Here is a 19,253-nt window from a genome sequence, read left to right on the forward strand (position 1 = left end):
CCGGTCGCCGCCTCGAAATCGCCACGAGGTCATGCGACACTTTGCCCACTCACAGGGAACCAACATGTCGAACCATAGGAAGGTCCGCCGTATCGGCGGCATCGTTGTTGTGTGCGGTCTGCTGTCCATCGTTAGCCTCCTGGGTGCCTGTCGGCACGACGAGGGAGATAAACCCGCCCTGCAGGGCGCAGCCCCAGCCGCCGCCAAAGGCGGCAAGCAGGATTTCGGTGTCGCCTCGGCGAGCAGCCGCTTTCGCGACGGGCGCAGTGAGCTGGTGCTGATCTTTACGGCACCGCTGGTGGATGCGCAGCCCTTCGACGAGCGGATCGTCGTCACCGGCCCCAACGGAGGGGGCGTTACCGGCAGTTGGACGCTCGACAGCGACCGGAAGACGCTTAGCTTCCCGTTCGTCACGGCGAACACCCACTACGCCGTGACGGTGAAGACGACCCTCCTGGCTGCGGACGGTCGTACGTTGGCCGCCGACCAGCGCCACGATGTCTTTTCTGGCGACATGCCGGCTGCCGTGGGCTTCGCTTCCAAAGGCAGCGTTCTGCCAGCACGGGGTACGCGCGGCTTGCCGATTGTTTCGATGAACGTCGAAGACGCGAGCATCGAGTTCTTCCGGATCAAGGACGACCAGCTCTCGAAGTTGTTCTGCACGTATTCGGTGGGAAAGCGGCAGGAGAGCTACGAGCTCGACTTCGAACCGACCAGCTATCGCACCTGTAACGCGGGCACCAGCAGCCCGATGCCGCTGACCGAGATCGGGCAGTCGGTGTATGCCAACCATTACACCTTGCCTGGCGAGAAAAACGCGCGCTCGGTGAGTTTCATCCCCGTGCAGGACATTCCCCAGCTGAAGGAGCCCGGCGTTTACATGGCGGTCCTTCGGCGCGGCGGCTCGTTCAGCGACGCCTATGACACGTCGATCTTCTTCGTCAGCGACCTCGGCCTGCACCTGCGCGTATACAAGGACAACGCATTGCTCCATGTCGCCTCGCTCAAGGATGGCTCACCGGTCAGCGGTGTCCAGGTCGAGATCGATGGTGAGGGTGGGCAGGCTACGCTTTCAGCGACCACGGATGACAAGGGTAACGCCCTGCTTGCCTACAAAGTCGATGTCAACGATGTGCTCGTCGCGCGTCACGGCAGCGACGTGTCCGTGCTTCCGTTCAATCGACCGGCGCTGGACGTTTCCAACTTCGAGGTGACGGGTCGACGCCAGGCGCCGTTCGAAGTGTATGCCTGGTCCGGTCGGGATCTGTATCGTCCCGGCGAGGATATGCGCGTGTCCGCCTTGCTGCGTGACTACGACGGCAAACCGATGAATCAGCAGGCGCTTTATGTGCGCCTCAAGCAGCCCGACGGCCGCGCGCTGGTCGATACCAAGATCGAGCCCGATGAACTCGACTACTACGAGCTGAAGCAGACCATTCCCGCCGATGCCCCGACCGGTCTGTGGCAACTGGAGTTCCGGCTCGATCCGGCGGGCAAGGAGTCCGTGCAGGCGTTCCCGTTCCACGTCGAGGAATTCCTTCCCGAACGCCTCAAGGTGGCGATCACCAGTCCGCAGACGCACGTCGTGCCGGACGAGCCGCTGCGGCTCAAGGTGGAATCGAGCTACCTGTTCGGCGCCCCGGCGGCAGGCAATCGATTTACGGCGAAGCTCTTCGTCGCGCCGGAAGTGCATCCCCTGCCTGCCATGCAGGACACGTTCTTCGGTGACCCGCTGGTCGCTCCGCACAAAAGCGCCGACGACATCGTCGATCAACCCCTGGATGACAAGGGCCAGATGGAGCAGGACATCGCCGTTCCCGATGACGTGAAGCCGGTTAGCCCGATGACTTTCGTGGTCTCCGGCAGCGTATACGAGTCCGGTGGCCGCGCCGTCACGCGTGTCATGAACAAGGTCTATTGGCCGGCAGCGAACCTGGTTGGCGTGCGTCCGCTGTTCGATCCGAAGCAGGGCGCGCCGAGCGAGAGCAACGCGTCGTTCGAGATCGTCCGCGCGAACGCCGACGGCAAGCTGGTCGCCGGGCAGCATCTGAAAGTACGCCTGCAACGCGAGATCCGTTCGTTCTACTGGCTGTACGAGCACGGCGACGACTGGAAGTCGAACGCCAACGTCAGTCTCGAACTGATGGAGGAACACGATATCGACGTCGCCGCCGGCAAGAGCGCGAAGCTCGACCTCCCGGTCTCGTGGGGCGGGTACCGCCTGGAGGTATTCGATCCGGAAACGAAGTTGACGACGGTGTTCCCCTTCTTCGCCGGCTACAGCTGGGACGACGAAAATACGGGCAAGGAAGCGCGGCCGGACAAGGTCAAGATTGCGCTGGACAAGGCGCGTTACCGCACCGGTGACACCATGAAGGTGACGATCACGCCGCCGCAGCCCGGTCCTGGCGTCCTTTTGGTGGAGTCGGATCATCTGCTCTACACCCGTAATATCGACGCGAAAGCCGGAGCGACCTTCGATATCCCCGTGACCGCCGAATGGGAACGCCATGACGTCCACGTCGTCGCGCTCGCCTTCCGTGGCGGTCAGGCCAGCGACAAGACGACGCCGGCGCGCGCGATGGGCATCGAGCACGTCACCATGGATCGCAACGACCGTCGCATCCCGCTCAAGCTGAGCGTGCCGGCGACGATGCGTCCCGGGAATCCGCTGGATGTCACGGTGCAGGCGGACGGGCTCGCTGGCAAGCGCGCCTTCGTGGCCGTGGCTGCCGTAGACCAGGGCGTGCTCAACATCACCAACTACCCCGTGCCGGACGCCTGGGCGTGGATGTTCGCCCGGCGCGCGATGGTGATCGACGCGTATGACCTCTATAGCCGCGTGATCGAGGCGATGGACGGCGCCACCGCGAAGCTGCGCTACGGCGGCGACATGGGTGGCAAGGGGCTGCCGAAGGCCACGCGCCTGAATCCGAAGGTCAAGATCGTCGATCTCTTCGCCGGTCCGGTGGCCTTCGATGCCAGTGGCAAGGCCGTCGTGCATGTCGACGTGCCGGACTTCAACGGTAGCCTGCGCGTGTCGGCGCTTGCCTTCAGTGAGGATCGCTTCGGCAATGCCGAAGGCCAGGTGACCGTGCGTGCGCCGCTGGTGGTCGAGCCGGGCACGCCTCGGGTGATGGCCGGTGGCGATAAGGCAAGGATCACGATCGACCTGAAGAACATGTCGGGTAAGGACGGTGTCGCGAAGGTCACGGTAAAAGGTACCGGTCTTATCCGCGTCGACAACACCACGCAGTCGGTCACGCTGAAGAACGGCGCGGGCACGGTGCTGACGATGCCGGTCACGGCGGCCGCGGGTGTCGACGTGGCCAAGGTCGACATCCACGCCGAACTCAACGATTTCAGCGTGGATCGGCATTTCGAGTTTTCCGTCCGCAGTGCGTGGCCCGAGGAAGTGAAGTCGGTGCCGATGGCGATCGAAGGTGGCAAGGCGACGCGCCTGGATGGATCGCTCGCCGCCGGCTTCGTGCCGTCGACCGTGCTCGGCCGGATCACGCTCAGCACGCTGCCGCCCTTGCCGTACGCCGCCGCGCTGAAGAGCTTGCTGACCTATGCCTACGGCTGCATCGAACAGACGACCAGCAAGGGCTACGCGGCGTTGTACATGGACCAGAAGACCGCAGCGATGCTCGGTACGACGGGTCTCAGCCCGGCGGCGCAGCGTTCCTCCGTCGATACGGCGCTGGCGCGCATCGCGTCCTTCCAGGCGAGCAACGGTCACTTCAGCTTCTGGGGTGGCACCAGCCCGATCGAAACCTTCATCACGCCTTACGTCATCGACTTCATGCTCGATGCGCGCGAAGCGGGGTACGCGGTGCCGGACGACGTACTGCAGAAGGCCCTGCAACGCAGCAGTGACGATCTTCTCGCCGGTGGACATCCTTACTACAGCTACGAACACCACGACCACATGCGTCTGGCCGACGAGGCCTACGCCGGCTTCGTGCTCGCCCGCGTGAACCGGGCGCCGCTGGGTACGCTGCGCAATCTGTTCGACAACGACCGCAGCAAGCTCGTGGCTCCGCTGCCGCTGGTGCACCTTGGTATCGCGTTGAAGCTCATGGGTGACAACGAGCGCGCGCAGAAGGCCGTCGATGAAGCCTTCGCCTGGACGAAGGAGCGCCCGTGGTACGTCGGTGACTACGGTTCGGACCTGCGTGATCTCGGCACCATGGTCGCGCTCACCCATTCCTACGGCATGAGTAAGCCGGAGTACGACGCCAAGCTGATCGACTGGGCGCGGAACGCGACTGCCAACGTGCGTGCCATGCAGGCGAAAGTGCCGTATTACCACTGGTCGTGGTCGTACCTCAGCACGCAGGAGCAAGTCGCCATCGCACGCGTGGCCCATGTGTTCGGTGCCGCGGACAATCGTCCCCTGTCGGCATCGCTACAGGTGGGCGCGACGAAGGAGGCGGTGCCCGATGGCCGCTTCCTGTTCACCCGCGATGTGACCGCTGCCGACCTCGCCTCCGGTGTCACCGTTCAGCCGGAAGGCGACGCGACGATTTTCGCGACGCTCGACGTGGCGGGTATCTCGCAGAAAGCGCCACCCGCCGACGACACCCAGATCGACGTCAGGCGGGGCTACTACACGACCGACGGCCAGGCCTGGTCCGGCGACTCGCTGAAAGAGGGCGATACCTTGATCGTGGAATTGCGGATCGAGGCACGCATGGATATGCCCGACGCCCTGGTCAGCGATCTTGTTCCCGGCGGTCTCGAGATCGAGAACCTCAACCTCGGTGGCGCTCAGCAGTGGAAGGGCGTGGTGGTCGATGGCATCGACCTGGACGAGCACGAGGGTGCGGCGGAGATCGTGCACGAGGAATACCGTGACGACCGTTATGCGGCCGCCCTCAAGCTACGCCGTGGGCAGGTCGCGCATGTGTTCTATCTGGTTCGCGCGGTAACGCCAGGGACGTACGTGGTGCCGCCGCCGCTGGTGGAGGATATGTACCGTCCGGCGGTGCGCGGGATCGGCAAGACCACGCTGACGACGCTGACGGTGGGCGAGCCGTGACATCCGGGAAGGCCCGTCGATGGCGACGGGCTGTCCTGATCGTGCTGGGATCGATCGTGGTCGTGGCGGTGCTGTTGGATCGCGTGTTCCCGCTGCGGTTGCCTGGCCCCGACGGGATCAGCAGTGTCGTTGTCGCGCGTGACGGCACACCGTTGCGCGCGTTCGCCGATAGCGACGGCGTGTGGCGTCAGCAGGTCACGGCGGCGCAGGTGTCGCCGCTCTACCTCGATGCCCTGCTTACGTACGAGGATCGCTGGTTCCGGTGGCACCCAGGGGTTAATCCCTGGGCGCTGCTTCGTGGAGCGGCGGGTGGCCTGTGGCGGGGCCATGTCGTTTCGGGTGGCTCCACGCTGACCATGCAGGTCGCGCGGAGCATCCATCCGATCCCGCATACCGTTGCCGGGAAAATCGTCCAGATCTTTCGGGCGATGCAGCTCGAAGCCCATCTGTCGAAGGCGCAGATCCTCGATCTGTACTTGACCCACGCACCCTACGGCGGCCCTATCCAGGGTGTCGAAGCCGCTTCTTGGGCGTACCTGGGCAAACCTTCCAGCCGTCTGTCGCATGCGGAAGCGGCATTGCTCGCCGTATTGCCGCAGTCGCCAAGCCGCTTGCGTCCCGACCGCCACGCTGCGGCGGCGCGAGAGGCGCGCGACAAGGTACTCCGGCGCATGCGCGACCTCGGTCGCTGGAGTGATGCCGAGGTGCGCGACGCGGCGATCGAGCCCGTTGTCGCCCGCTCGTTGCGGTCGCCCCTGGACGCCGCCTTGCTCGCCGAACGGCTGCACCAGCGCGATCCGGATGCGCGCAGGATCGTCACGACGGTCGACGCGCCGTTGCAACGGGCGATCGAGGATCGGGTGAGCGACTATCTTTCCCGCCTTCCGTCCCACACATCGGCCGCCGTGCTTGTGGTCGACAACGCTACGATGGAGGCGCGTGTCTATGTAGGCACTGCGGCGTTCGCCGATCCCCTGCGCTACGGTCATGTCGACATGGTTCGCGCGCAGCGCTCACCCGGCTCGACGCTCAAGCCGTTTCTCTATGGCCTCGCCCTCGACGACGACTTGATCGGTTCGGGCAGCCTGCTGGTGGACGCCCCGCAGGATTTCGGCGGCTATCGTCCGGGTAACTTCGACGAAGCGTTCCACGGTCCCGTCAGCGTCGCGGACGCGCTGCAGTCGTCACTCAATGTGCCTGCCGTGGATGTTCTGGACCATGTCGGTGCGAATCGCTTCGTGGCGCGTCTCGCGGCGGGCGGTGTCGACCTGCGCCTTCCCGATGGCGCGCAACCCAATCTCTCGGTCATCCTCGGTGGTGCCTCCGCGCGCCTCGAGGAACTGGTTGGTGCGTACAGCGCGTTCGCCAACCGGGGTGTGGCCGCGCCGCCGCGCTTCACCACGACGGATCCCTACCAGCCACGCCATCTGCTGTCCCCGGGGGCGGCATGGATCGTGCGCGATATCCTGGCCAGTAACCCGGCCGCGGTGGAGGGCGCACCACTGGAGGGCTCGGTCAGCGCCTCCGCGCCGCTGGCATGGAAGACCGGAACCAGCTACGGCTATCGTGATGCCTGGGCGATGGGTGTCACCGATGACTGGACGATCGGCGTGTGGATCGGTCGCCCCGATGGCACGCCGTCGCCGGGGCAATACGGTGCGGTGACCTCGCTGCCCTTGCTCTTCGCCGTGAACGGCATGCTGCCCGTGACCCACGCAGGCACTCGTGCCACGCAGCCCGTCGATGTCGGCAAGGTCGATATCTGTTGGCCGCTCGGTGGCACGGTCGCCGATACGCCGCCAGCACAGTGTCGCCAGCGCCATGCGAGCTGGATCCTGGGCAAGACCGTACCGCCCACGTTTGCCGAGCGTGGGATCACCGCCTGGGCAAGCGGACGCATCGTGCTTCACATCGACGACAAGGGCCGCCGACTGAGTGGTGGTTGCGGCCCGGTGGGCGCGCGCACGGTGACGGTGGCGCGGTGGCCTGCATTGGCGACGCCATGGTTGTCGACGGACGATCTCGCCGCATCGGCCCTGCCGCCGCTGGCCGCAGGGTGCGCACCCGACTCACTGGATGCGGCGAGCCCGATTCGCATCGCCGGCGTCGCCGATGGCGTGACGCTTCGCAAACCGCCTAACGCGGCGGAGCCCCTGCACGTGACGGTGAATGCGCTAGGTACCGTCGACGACGTGCAATGGTTGCTCGATGGACGCCTGCAAGGAGCGAGTGCCGGGGCCAAGCCGATTCAGATCGCGCTTCCCCTGCCCGGCGATCACCAGATCACGGCGGTCGCGCAGAACGGGCCGTTTGCCCGCATCACGCTGCATGTTTTGGGGCCGCGCTGAATGTTTTCAGGCCGCGCTGACGTAGCAAACGAAAACGGCGCCCGAAGGCGCCGTCTTTTCTAACTGATTGTCGGACCAGGTTCGGCCTTGGCTCAGTAACGCGGGACCGTGGGATCCACTTCGCGCGACCACGCGTCCATGCCGCCTTCGACGTTGAACAGCTGCGTGAAGCCGTGCGCGGCGAAGCGCTCGGCGGCGGCGCGGCTGGAGACGCCGTGGTGGCAGATGAAGGCGATCGGGGCATCCTTCGGCAGCTGGGCCAGCGCTTCGTAGCCTTCCTCTTCGAGGATGCGCGCACCGGCGAGCGGGGCGGCGATGGCACGGGCGTGAGCAGAGCGCACGTCGACGAGGGTGATGTCCCCCGCGGCGAGGCGGTCCTTCAGCTGGTGAACGTTGAGCGTGCCGATCTCGACGGCGCCGGGAAACTTCAGGCTGAGGCCTTCGCCCTGGACCGTGGTGACCCAGTCGATGACGACGCCCTTGGCGCGCGCGGCGCTGCCCGGATCGAAGTGCACTTCGATGCCGCTGGCAACCACGACGATGTCAAAGTCGCCCGCCGGGGCGAGCTGGAAGCCCGCACTGTGGTCCGGGCCGATCTCGAGGTGCAACGCCATGCCCTGCGCATTGGCCATGCCGCCACGGATGGCTTCGGCGGCCTTCTCGGTGATGGCGATTTCCGGCGGCGTGCGATCCGGCGCACTGGCGCCGAACAGGGTGTACAGCTCACCGCTGGTGTACATCTGGCGGATGATGTCCGAACCGCCGACCAGCTCGCCCTTCACGTAGAGCTGCGGAATGGTCGGCCACTGGCCGTATTCCTTGATGCCCTCGCGGATTTCCGGATCTTCCAGCACGTTGACCGTGTGGTAGGTCGGGATGATGTCGTTGAGCGTATTGGTCGCCGCTGCCGAGAAGCCGCACATCGGCTGCTGGCGCGTGCCCTTCATGAACAGCACGACGTCATGCTGACCGAGGAGGGTTTCGATGCGCTCGCGGGTAGGTGTATCGAGGGCCATGGGGTCACCGCGGAAAGAGAGGGGGCCATTTTACCGGCATCCGTGGCACATGGGCCCCCCGACAGTCCGTTTCAACCCGCTAGTGACACTTCCGTGGTCAATTCGGCCAAATCGGCCCTGCAGTCGACCAGCGGCGCGAAGCCCCGCACGGCCTCGGGGGACGGCAACACCGTCTCACGGCTGGCGCGACCCAGCTGGGTGCAGCGCTCCGTCCAGTGGATCAGCTCCATGGCGCCGCTCATATCCTCGACCAGGGCCGTGCAGTGCTCCACCCAGTCGCCGTCGTTCATGTACAGGACGCCGTCCAGCGAGCGGATGTGGCCGAAGTGGATGTGGCCACAGATATGGCCGTCGAAGCCTCGCTCGCGGGCGTCGGAGGCCACCCGCTGCTCGTAGTCGCGGATGTAGGCCAGGGCGGCGCCCACATGCGACTTCAGGATGATCGAGAGCGGCATGTAGGGCAGTTCGAGTCGCTTGCGCACGGCGTGCACGCGCCGGTTCGCCCAGCAGATAAAGCGGTGCAGGTTGTCGCCGAGCCAGGCGATCCAGCTGCGCCCGATGTGTTCGGGGTCGTACTCGTCGCCGTGGCTGACCCGATAGCGGCGGCCGTCGGCACCTTCATGAACCGCATCGAGCTCCACCCGGATGCCGGCGATGGTCGAGCCAGCGAGGCCGCGCATCTGGAAATCGTGGTTGCCCGGCAGGTAGATCACCTCGACGCCCTTCGCCGCCATGGCGATGAGCTCGGCGATCACGGCGCTATGGTCCGGATGCCACCAATGGCGCTTGGCGAGAGCCTCGAGATCGACGATGTCGCCGACCAGGTAAAGCCGCTCGCAGTCGAGATGCTTGAGGAAGTCGAGCAGATAGGCGGCCTTGCAGTCCGGCGTGCCCAGATGCACGTCGGAGATGAAGGCGCTGCGGCAGGAGAGCTTGGCCATGACGTCGGTTTCCCGGGTTGTCCCGGGACGTCAGTGTCGGCCTGGGAAGTAACCGGGCCGTGGCGGGCGTGTTTCAGCGATGTTGCGGGGGAGAGGGGTTCTGGCCGGTGCCGATGCACCGGATCCCGATGGATCGGCTCCCACCAGGAGAAGGATGTGCCGACTTTGTGCAAGAGCCGATTCGTCGGCGATCAGCGGTGAAGTTCCCTCACCGCCGCCTGCGCCTCGGGCAGGATCGCATCCACCCACAAAGCATACTGCGCCGCCGACGGATGCAGGCCATCCTCCACCAGCATCCCCGGCTTCGCGCCCGCCGCTCGCGAGGCAGGCGTCACGTCCGCCCAACGCGCATGCGCGCGAATCGCCTCGTCGTGCGCGATGGCGTTGAAGGTGTCGATGTCGCTACCGATCGCCGCACGGTCGCGGCCCTCGGCGAAAGCGGTGACGCCCCAGTCGGGAATCGACACCACGACGACCCGTCGCGAATCGCCGGCCAGGGCTATCGCGCGGTGGAGCAGGGCGAGGAACTGCTCGCGATACTCGCTGGCCGAGCGGCCGCGATACTGGTTGTTCACCCCGATCAGCAGGGTGACCAGGCCGAAGCTGCCACGCAGACCGGCCTCGTCCATCGCACCGGACAACTCGTCGGTAGTCCAGCCCGTGGTCGCGATGATGCGTGGGTCGCCCACCATGACACCGCGCTCGCGCAACCGCGCCACCAGTTGTTCAGGCCAGCGGCCTTCGGTCGGCACACCTTCGCCGATGGTGTAGGAATCGCCGAGGGCGAGGAAGGTCGTTTCCGCCACGGGTCAGGCGACCGCGCTGGCGGCGGGGGCGGCCTCGTTGGCCATGCGGGTCAGCACGCGATCCATGCGCACGAAGACTTCCGCGAGCTGGGCCGGCTCGGGCAACAGGGTGAGTCGCAGATGACGGCTCGCCGAGAGGTTGAAGCTGGTCCCCGGAACGACGAGGACGCTCTCCTCCTCCAGCAGACGGAGGGCGAACGCGGTGTCGTCGAAATGGGCGATCGCATCCGGACGGATCTGCGGGAACGCATAGATGGCACCGCCCGGTGCGACGACATCGAGGAACGGGCTGGCAGCGACATGGTCGAGCACCGTCTGGCGTGCCTCGTGCAGCCGGCCGCCGGGCGAGGTCAGTGCACCGATGGTCGGCTTGTCGAGCAGGGCCGGGCGTACCGCCCACTGCGCGGTCACGTTGGCGCACAGGCGCAAGGCGGCGAGCAACTGGAGCGCGTCGCGATACTCGGCAGTGCGGCGGGGATCGCCGGAGAGACTCATCCAGCCGACACGATAGCCGCAGGCGCGATGCACCTTGGAGAGCCCGCCGAAGCTGACGCAGGGATGGTCACCGGCGATGGCCGCCAGCGGCTGGAACGGCGTGTCGTCGTAGAGGATCTCGTCGTAGATCTCGTCGCAGAGCAGCAGCAGGCCATGACGCCGCGCGACCTCGACGATACGTTCCAGAAGGGCTTTCGGGTACACGGCGCCGGTGGGATTGTTCGGGTTGATCAGCACGAGGGCGCGCGTGCGCGAGCCGATCAACGCCTCGATCTCGTCCGGATCGGGCAGGTGCCCGTTCTCCGCCAGGCAGCGGTAGTAACGCGGGCTGCCGTCGTTGAGGATCGTCGCCGCGCTCCACAGCGGATAGTCCGGGCTGGGCAACAACACCTCGTCGCCGGGCTGGAGCAGGGCGCGCAGGGAGATATCGATAAGCTCGCTGACACCGTTGCCGATGAAGACGCGCTCGACGTCGATGCCGACCGATCCGCGGGCTTTCTGCTGGGCGACGATGGCCTCGCGGGCCTCTTCCAGGCCCTGTTCGTGACCGTAGGCTTCGCTGTCGGTCAGATGGGCGCCGATCGCCTCACGCAGATGCGGCGGGGTGGCGAAGCCATAACGACCGGGGTTGCCGATATTGAGCTTGATGATCGGCTGGCCGGCCGCTTCCATGTCGCGGGCACGCCGGGTGAGGGCGCCGCGGATTTCATAGCGCACTTCCGCCAGGTGCGCGCTGGGCTTGATCGATGACACGTGCAGGACTTCCGGTGCATGCCGCCGGGCGCGTTCCCGACGGTCGTCATCGGATCGTAACAGCGTCCGTACGGGCTCGCGAGGCGGAAAGCGGGCCGGAAGCGGGCATAATCACGGCCATGACCGACTCATCGGACCTGGCGCGCCTGCGCCGTATCGGCTGGCGCGACCCCGCCCTGCCCGACGACCCACGCCGCCTCGCCCGCGTCGTGGCACAGCATCGTGCCGGCTACGAGGTGCACGACGGCTCGGTCGCGTTCAATGCGCAGCCGGCCGGCCACTTCCTGAAACGTGGCCTCGACCCCTCGTTGCGGCCATCGGTCGGTGATTTCGTCCTCCTCGATCATGCCAACCATCCGGTCATCGAAGAGGTGCTGCCACGGCGTTCCGTCCTGACCCGCGCCGCAGCCGGCGAGCGCTATGAACGCCAGATCATCGCCACCAACATCGACTACGTGCTGGTGATCACCGGTCTGGACGGTGACTTCAATCCGTCGCGCATCGAACGTTACCTCACGCTCGTTGAAGGCTCCGGCGCGCGCCCGGTCGTGTTGTTGAGCAAGGCGGACACCGAGGTCGACGTCGAAGGGGCGGTCACTGCCCTGCGCGAGCGCCTCCCCGGCGATGCCGCCGTGCATGCGATCAATGCGAAAGATCCGAGCACCGTCGCTCTCCTGGCCGAGTACCTCGGCCCGGGCTCCAGCGCCGTTCTGGTCGGGTCGTCGGGCGCGGGTAAATCGACACTCACCAATACGCTGCTGGGTGAGGAACGCATGGCGACCGGTGCGGTGCGCACGCACGATAGCCGCGGCAGGCATACAACGACACATCGCGCACTGCTGAGCTTGCCGACGGGCGGTTGCCTGATCGATACGCCGGGGATGCGTGAGCTGAAGCTTACTGGCGAAGAGAATCTCGACCTCTTCGCCGACATCGAAACCTTATCGTCGCAGTGCCGCTTCGCCGATTGCGGGCACAGCAACGAGCCGGGCTGCGCGATTCAGGCAGCGCTAGCCTCGGGCGAACTGTCACCGCAGCGCTGGCGCAATTACCTCAAGCTGCACGACGAACGCGAAGAACAGGCCGCGACACTGGAAGCACGCCTGAAGCGGAAGGCGGGTCCGAAGCCGGTCGCCAAACCCAAGCGCGGCGAGTGGCGTCGAGGCGACAGCTGACTCACGGATCGGCCACTCCCCGACATACGTGCTGCTCATCGATTACTAAGTTGCTTTCCTCATCGACGAAACGAGGAAGGCATCATGGCCATGTGTTCGTACGCGCGCGGCGCGCTCGCCGTCGCATGGTTCGGCGTACTGGCCGCTCCAGTGCGGTCTACCGACTATCCCCACACCGTGGTCATCGATCCGGATGAGGCTTATTCACTGGGTCGCGGTGACACGATCACGATCGTCGGCCCCGGTGTCGGGCGTGCCATCGAGGTGAGGAAACGCGCTTCGTTCGACGCCTACGAGGTGGACGTCGTCAATCGCAGCTCGGGCAATCGTACTCGCCATGCCTACGGGCTACTGGCCTACGGCGAAGCGAGCGCGTTCATCGGCGACAGTCGCATCGTCGGCACCGGCACACGGTCGATCGGCGTCCATGCCCAGGACGTTTCCAGGGTCACCTTGCAGAACGTCGACCTGACGATGAGCGCTGCCGACAGCATCGGTATCTCGTCGCGATCGGGTAGCCGGGTCACGGCGAATCATGTCGGACTACGCATGGACGGCGACAACGCGATCGGCGTCCTTGCCCGGGGAGCGAACAGTCGGGTCGTCGGATCCGGCCTTTCGATCGTCCACACGGGGAAACGCAACGGCGCCGCTGCGGCGTTCGAGCTCGCCGATGCCGTCACCCTCAGCGACGGGGCAAGTGTCATTCTCGGCAAGAGTTCCGTCCTGACGGAACAGCCGGGCGTCAACGCGGTTTCGATCCAGGGCGCGACGTCGGCATTCCATGCATCCGACACGCGGATCGTGGCCGCGGGTACGGGCTCGACCGCCGTCGCGCTGGCCGGCGGCGTGGCGGCCATCGACGGCGGCGAGGTACGTGGTGTGGGCCATGCGATCCGCGCCGTGCAGGGACACCCCGGCGACGTCGCCGTGCGGGTGACGGGTGGGACGACCGTTGTCGGGCGCATCGAGAACGCGGATCAGCTGCTCGCTCTCTCCGCCGATCACAGCACGCTTGAGGGCGATATCGTCAGCGCGGGAAGCGGGCCGCTGCGTGTCAGGCTGGACAAATCGTCCTGGCATGGCCGGGGTGAACGACTTGCCGAACTCAACATCGCGGATGGGTCGTGGACGGCCACGGGTGATAGTTCGGTGCAACACCTGGCCCTGCTCGGGCGCGCGCAGGTCGCGTTCGACGGCGCCGCGCCAGCCAGCACACTGCGTGTCGGTACGTTCGCCCATCCTGGCGGCGAGGGTGCCGTAACCCTGCGGACGCGGCTGGATGCCGGCGGAGCCACCGATCAACAGCTCACGGACCGCCTTCTGGTGGCCGGTGACGCGATCGGCTCCACGCGCCTGCACATCCTCAATGCGGCGGGGATGGGCGCCGATACATCGCCACTCACGGGCGAGCCGCGTGCCGCGGACGGTATCAGCGTCGTGCAGGTCGGCGGCAGCGCAGATGCGACTTCCTTCTTTCTCGATGGCGGTTACGTCGCGGCCGGCCCGTGGCAATACGGTCTCGTGGCCTATGCGCCGGGCACGTCCGATGCCGGGCAACGCCTGCTGGAAGGCAGCGGCAACGATCATTGGGACTATCGCCTGCAAAGTCGCCGCACCGATGCGTCGGGTCGACCGGTCAACGATGAATCGCCGTCTTCACGTGCACGGCTGGTGCCACAGGTACCGGCATACCTGGTACTTGCCAATGCGCTCTTCGGCTATGGACGGGCAGCGATGGATGCCTTGCGTCCGGTCGAGCCAGCCGCGGCGCGGGACCCCGCATGGCGCGTCCAGACCTTCGGCGGCCACGTGATGTACCAAAGCGGCCTGCCATTCCAGCGCTTCGCCGTGGACTACGTGCGTTCGGATCGCGGCTTGCAGATGGCCGGCGACCTGCTCGCCTGGTCATCGGGCGCCACGACGATGCGTGCGGGGCTGGGGCTTTCCACGGGATCCACACGCATCGCTCCGCGTGACGTCGATGGCGCGAGCCGCGCGAGGGCCCAGGCACGTGGCGTGACGGTCACGTCCGCCCTGACGACCGACGACGGCTGGCACGCCGAGGCGTCCTTCGGCTACTCGGTTTACCGCCTCGACGTGGATACACCGGCGCGGGGAGAGGTCCTCGGGCGGTTTCGTGCCCATGCGAATGACGCCATGCTGGGCGGCGGCTTTCGTTGGGACACGACGGAACACTTCGTGATCGAGCCCGCCGTCTCCCTGCTTTGGCAGCGACTGCGCTTCGTCAGCGTCGCCGATCGGGATGGGCTCTTGCTTCGGGGCGGTTCCCCCGAACGTCTCACCCTGCGCGGTGGCGCGCGAGCCGCCATGCGATTCGAACCGCGTGGCGATGTGCTTGCTGCCTGGTCGCCGTATGTCGACGCCCGCTACGTCGTGACGCGCGGCTCGGGCGAGTCGATCGATGTATCGGGCGTGCGCCTGGCGACGGGCCGGGCAGGCAAGGGCGCTGATGTGGCGGCCGGCGTTGCGCTGCAGTTTCGCCACGGCCTGACGGCGTACGCCGATGTCACGGCGCGGATACGCATGGGGCGTGGCGGCGAGTCAGGCATGAGCGCCCGTGCCGGCGTGGTCTATGCATTCTGAAGGCGCGCCACGGTGGCCACTCGGCACGGTGGCCACTCAGTAGGTGACGGTGACCTTGATTGTGTCGTTGTAGACCGCGGCCTTGGCCGCGGGCTGTGCCGGAACCCGCCCGTACACCGTCATCATCTGCTCACTGCCCGAGCCGGTGCCCGTCGCCGTATCGGTGTCGAGCGTGTCGCCCCAGTGCAGGGTGCGCGACGCATCACGAAAGAGGTCGTAGGTGACGAAACCGCTACCGGACGACATGCGGCGTATCGTGCCCGACGCATTCTGTCCGCTATCGAGTCCGACCTGATACGCCGCACGGTTGGTGCAGGTCATGCGTACAAGGGATGTCTTGTCGGTCGCCGTTTTCAGCAGGCCGGGCACGCTGCCGAAGTCCAGGTCGGTCGCCGTGCCGACCGTGCACTTCGCCGCGACGGACGCCGTGACGCCCAGCGACGGCGCGGTCGCCGTGATCGGACCGCCGGTGCCACCGGACTGGCAGGTCGCCGGTGCCACGCCGAGGCTTAGCAAGGCTTCGTTGTAGCTGTAGGTAAGCGAGTTGCTCGTAAGCGAGCTGGCCAGGGTGGCGGCGTAGCTGCCCGGCGAGAGATTGGATTGCAGGGCAGGTACGCGGCCGTAGATCGTCACGTTGCCTGACACCACGGCGCCGTTAGACAGGATGCCGATACTCATGTTGAACGTTCGCGCGGTATAGGTGGCGTTGGTGAGGATGCCCCAGACCGTCGTACGCGTCGAATCCTTATACAGCTGGTATTGCATGCGGTCGCCGCTGGCGTCGATCATCGTGCGCGGTGCGAAGTTGCCGAGATCGTCGGCGCCCAGGCTGGCGCACGCGGTGATATAGCTGCCGTAGAGGGCGCCCAGAATGCCGTTGTACGTGCAGTTGTAGTTGAGTGTCGCCGTGGTATCGACGAAGGTCCCCGTCGGATCCACGGCACCGAAGGCGACATTGGTGATGCTGGTGACGGTGCATGTCGTCGTCGCTTCAGCGCGCTGCGTTGCGCACAGCGCGGCGAAGGCCAGCAGCAGGAGCGCCAGCCATTTCATGGCATCGTCCGGCAGGTCAGCGGTCCGATCTGCGGTAGATTCCGCGCGCTGGCGGGATAGGTGAGCGAGGTCTCGCAACGGTGGCCGTCCGGTAGCGTGACGCGCAGTGCCGTACTTCCGTGGAGGTTGTCGAGATAGACCATGCCGTCGTAACCGACATAGGCCGGCGAGCCGTCACCCGTGTCGACCAGGGCGCCCACCGGCAAGGGCGTGCCGTTCCCGTCGACCAGGATCGCCGACGCGGCGCGCACGCGCTTCACCGGAAAGCGCACGACGACGCCGGAGCGGTCGGAGGGCGCGACGATGCTTTCCACGCGCTGCACGCGATCGTCGGCGGGGAGGTCGAGTGGATCGATGGCGAGGCGGTTGTCCTGGTAGGCGTTGAGCCTTGAAACCAGGAGCAGTCCGCTGCTGTCGGTGACGCCCGTGCGCCGGTTCTCGAGCAGCACGGGAATATCCGGCGTGCCTTCGGTGCTGACCAGGGCGAAGGCATCGTCGATGCGACGTGCGGCGAAGGCGTGTCCGCCCATGAGCACGATGGCACCGTTAGCGTCCGCGTAGCTATAGGACGAGGGCCCGACATTGCTCGCGCCGACGGTCAACTGACCGCGATTGCCGAGCCAGCCCAGCTCGGCCAGGCCGCCGCCGTCACTACCGCTGCGTCCCTGCACGTGCCATCCGAATCCGCCGTCACCGTCGACCGGCCGACTCGCATCCGCGGTGACGAACGTCTGGTCGCGATCGCGCTGCGCCGACACGCTCCAGGTGGTGCGCTGGTCGAGTGACACGGTGACACCGAGGAAGACGCTGCGATCGCTGGATTGGTCGAGGTTCTGGTTATAACTGAGGTTGACCGAGATGCCCCGGCCGAGATTTCGCAGGACGTACAGGCCGGCGTAGCGCGAGGCCGACTGCCCCGCGTAACGCAGCCGGACGAAGTTCGCGCCGAAGCTGGATTCGCGTACGTTGAAACCGATCAGCGCACGATCGCTGGCGCGTGGCGGTGGCGATCCATAGTTCGATGCGACGTCCCGGTAGCTCGCGTCGCTGCGCACGGTATCCAGCGATGCATTCACGTAGCGTCCGGTCCACGCGTAACCGAGCCCGTACTGCAAACCGCCACCGCGAGATCCCGCGATCGACGCATTGAGGACGCTGGCGCCGGCGGGGTTCCATACGGCGCCTACACCCGCTATCCCGCGTCCGTCGCCCGCTTCGGCGTGACTCTCCAGCGTGAGGCTGTCGCTCAACCCATGGCGCCATGTGCCGCTTCCTATCGGCGCGTCGCCGTATCGGAAGGAGGTGATGCCGTAGGCCTCGCGCACGGTTCCCAGTTCCACGGACCAGTCGTCGAGACCGGCGCGTAGCAGCTGTCGTGCGGAGTAGAAAGGAAACGTCACCGTGCTGCTGCGCCCCAGGGCATCGGTGAGGACGACCTGTGCCTGTCCCGACTGATCGACACCCGGCACGGCGGTGAGCTGGAACGGCCCGGCGGGCACCCGTCCGTTGTACTGGCGTATGCCGTCGACATACAGCTCGACGGAGGACGGTGCGGTTGCCTGGCCGAAGAACTGCGGAAGCGGCGTCGTGATGCGATAGGGCTGCAGGGCAAAGTCGGTACCGAAGCCGATGCCCCCGATGCGCGTCGCGCGCGTCCAGGAGAGATAACCGGTGAACGTGTCGCCAACCGTCAGCGCCAGCGATTGCGCGGGAAAGGCCAGTCGCCACTGCGTGTCCAGACGCACGGTATCGCCTTGCCAGCCTTGTCCGGGCGTCTGGTAGCGACGCGTGAGTTCGGTACTGCTCAGGACGCCGAGGCCCTCGCTGAAGGCGCGTAGCTCGGTCAGTGCGCTGACGTTGCCCAGCCCACCGCCCTGCGCCGCGTAGACGTCGTAGTTGAGCAGCACGCCGGTGCCACTCGTTGGCGGCGTGGCGCTGCGCTCGGCCTTGTTGAGGATCTGCCGTGGCAGGTTGAGTTGGTCCAAAGGCGCGTCGACGGACACGCGCTGCCGGTTCACGTCATAGGTGTAGTGCAGGCCAGGGATGTCGGGAAGGCAACGCTCGTCGTCGCCGGGAGGAAGCACGAGTCCGAGCCCGCGCAGATCGGTCGCCGTCGCACAGAGAGCTTCGCCACGACGGGTGAAATGGACGAGGCGTTCGGTTGCGCTGCCGTTGAGCACGACCTCGAGGTAGAGATCTTCGCCCACGAGACGCTCGCGCGGTTGCACGGTCGCCGGGGGTGGCACGGGATCGGTGTCCGTGGCAGAGGCATGCATGGCGGCGGCGTCCAGCACGAGGAGGCTAGCGGCCGTCCGGGTCCACGACCAGCGCCGACTCGGACGTTTCACCATTGATCCTCGCCTTCACCGTGCCGCCTGCATGCGAAGCGCCTTGCGGCAGACGCCAGCTCATGGTGCTGCCGGGCAGCGCGTAGCCGACCAGGCCGGCGAGCAGGACGGTGTGTTGTCCTTTCGCGCCGCGCCAGACGAGGTCGGCGATCTGCGCATGGCCGCTTCCCGCATTGCTCACGCGCAGCCTCGGGCCGTCCGGGGCATCCTCCCAGCTCGCCTGCAGCGTGACCTTCACGGGCGGGTCGCCCACTGGCGCGAGGAAGACCGGGATCGAGTAGCGCAGGACGAACTTCAGTCCCGGACGGTCGCCGGCATCGATCGGGAGCTCGTCGACGATGACGCGGTACGAGGCCTCGGTCGCCGAGGGCGCGGGCACCTGCCGGATCACGCGAACCATCTGGCGATCGCCTGGGGCGATGGTCACCATGGGTGGACTGACGACCAGGTCGCGCGAGGGTTCGAGCACGTCCTTGCCGTCGACTTGCGACCAGTGAAAAACGCGTACCTGCGCGTGTACCGGCTCGCTGCCGGTGTTGGTCAGCCATAGGACGTCCGCCTGTGCGGCGCTGGCCAGTCGCAGGCCGATCGGTGACACCTGAAGGCCGCTCGCCGATGCGAGGGGCATGAGCAGGAACGCTGCGGCCAGCGCGCAGGCGATTGCCAC

The 19,253-nt window shown here is 66.4% G+C and carries 11 protein-coding genes; 4 read left to right on the forward strand and 7 right to left on the reverse strand.

Going from position 1 to position 19,253, the window contains the following annotated elements; all coding sequences use genetic code 11:
* Window positions 1-64 precede the first annotated feature (64 nt).
* Both BJI69_RS09205 and pbpC read left to right on the forward strand, forming a co-directional pair.
* The gene (locus tag BJI69_RS09205) at window positions 65-5,044 is read left to right on the forward strand and encodes an alpha-2-macroglobulin family protein (RefSeq protein WP_046968209.1); all 4,980 of its coding nucleotides are present in this window, start codon (window positions 65-67) and stop codon (window positions 5,042-5,044) included.
* Window positions 5,041-7,392 carry a penicillin-binding protein 1C gene (pbpC, locus tag BJI69_RS09210; protein WP_046968208.1) on the forward strand — a complete coding sequence of 784 codons (2,352 nt, stop codon included), beginning with the start codon at window positions 5,041-5,043 and terminating at the stop codon, window positions 7,390-7,392. Before BJI69_RS09205 ends, pbpC begins: the two co-directional genes overlap by 4 nt.
* 92 nt (window positions 7,393-7,484) lie before the next feature.
* Here the strand turns inward: pbpC and grxD are convergent, their stop codons facing one another.
* The 4 genes from grxD to BJI69_RS09230 form a co-directional block, all read right to left on the reverse strand.
* Window positions 7,485-8,408: a Grx4 family monothiol glutaredoxin gene (gene grxD / locus BJI69_RS09215; protein ID WP_046968207.1), complete on the reverse strand. Its 924-nt coding sequence runs from the start codon at window positions 8,406-8,408 to the stop codon at window positions 7,485-7,487.
* Window positions 8,409-8,479: 71 nt separating this feature from the next.
* On the reverse strand, window positions 8,480-9,349 hold the full coding sequence (locus BJI69_RS09220; RefSeq protein ID WP_046968206.1) for a UDP-2,3-diacylglucosamine diphosphatase: 870 nt from the start codon (window positions 9,347-9,349) through the stop codon (window positions 8,480-8,482).
* A 191-nt stretch (window positions 9,350-9,540) separates the two neighbouring features.
* A complete protein-coding gene (locus BJI69_RS09225) occupies window positions 9,541-10,155 on the reverse strand; it encodes an SGNH/GDSL hydrolase family protein (protein WP_046968205.1) in 615 nt (204 codons plus the stop codon).
* A 3-nt stretch (window positions 10,156-10,158) separates the two neighbouring features.
* Window positions 10,159-11,403, reverse strand: a complete 1,245-nt coding sequence (locus BJI69_RS09230) for an aminotransferase class I/II-fold pyridoxal phosphate-dependent enzyme (protein ID WP_046968204.1) — start codon at window positions 11,401-11,403, stop codon at window positions 10,159-10,161.
* Between the two features lie 119 nt (window positions 11,404-11,522).
* Between BJI69_RS09230 and rsgA the strand changes: the two genes are divergently transcribed.
* Together rsgA and BJI69_RS09240 are read left to right on the forward strand one after the other, a co-directional pair.
* Entirely contained in the window at window positions 11,523-12,578 is a 1,056-nt protein-coding gene (rsgA, locus tag BJI69_RS09235; RefSeq protein WP_046980633.1) for a ribosome small subunit-dependent GTPase A, read from the forward strand.
* Window positions 12,579-12,662: 84 nt separating this feature from the next.
* Complete coding sequence (locus BJI69_RS09240) at window positions 12,663-15,185, forward strand: autotransporter family protein (RefSeq protein WP_046968202.1); 2,523 nt, start codon at window positions 12,663-12,665, stop codon at window positions 15,183-15,185.
* 36 nt (window positions 15,186-15,221) lie between these two features.
* Here BJI69_RS09240 and BJI69_RS09245 read toward each other — a convergent pair whose 3' ends face one another.
* From BJI69_RS09245 to BJI69_RS09255, 3 genes are read right to left on the reverse strand one after another with little or no spacing between them, the layout of a single operon-like run.
* Window positions 15,222-16,238, reverse strand: coding sequence for a Csu type fimbrial protein (locus tag BJI69_RS09245; RefSeq protein WP_046968201.1), 1,017 nt, complete (start codon window positions 16,236-16,238; stop codon window positions 15,222-15,224).
* Complete coding sequence (locus tag BJI69_RS09250; RefSeq protein ID WP_078023117.1) at window positions 16,235-18,589, reverse strand: fimbria/pilus outer membrane usher protein; 2,355 nt, start codon at window positions 18,587-18,589, stop codon at window positions 16,235-16,237. Before BJI69_RS09250 ends, BJI69_RS09245 begins: the two co-directional genes overlap by 4 nt.
* Complete coding sequence (locus tag BJI69_RS09255; RefSeq protein WP_211258517.1) at window positions 18,540-19,253, reverse strand: fimbrial biogenesis chaperone; 714 nt, start codon at window positions 19,251-19,253, stop codon at window positions 18,540-18,542. The genes BJI69_RS09250 and BJI69_RS09255 overlap by 50 nt, the downstream gene beginning before the upstream one ends.

The organism is Luteibacter rhizovicinus DSM 16549 (assembly GCF_001887595.1).
In the GTDB taxonomy this organism is placed as follows: Bacteria; Pseudomonadota; Gammaproteobacteria; order Xanthomonadales; family Rhodanobacteraceae; genus Luteibacter; species Luteibacter rhizovicinus.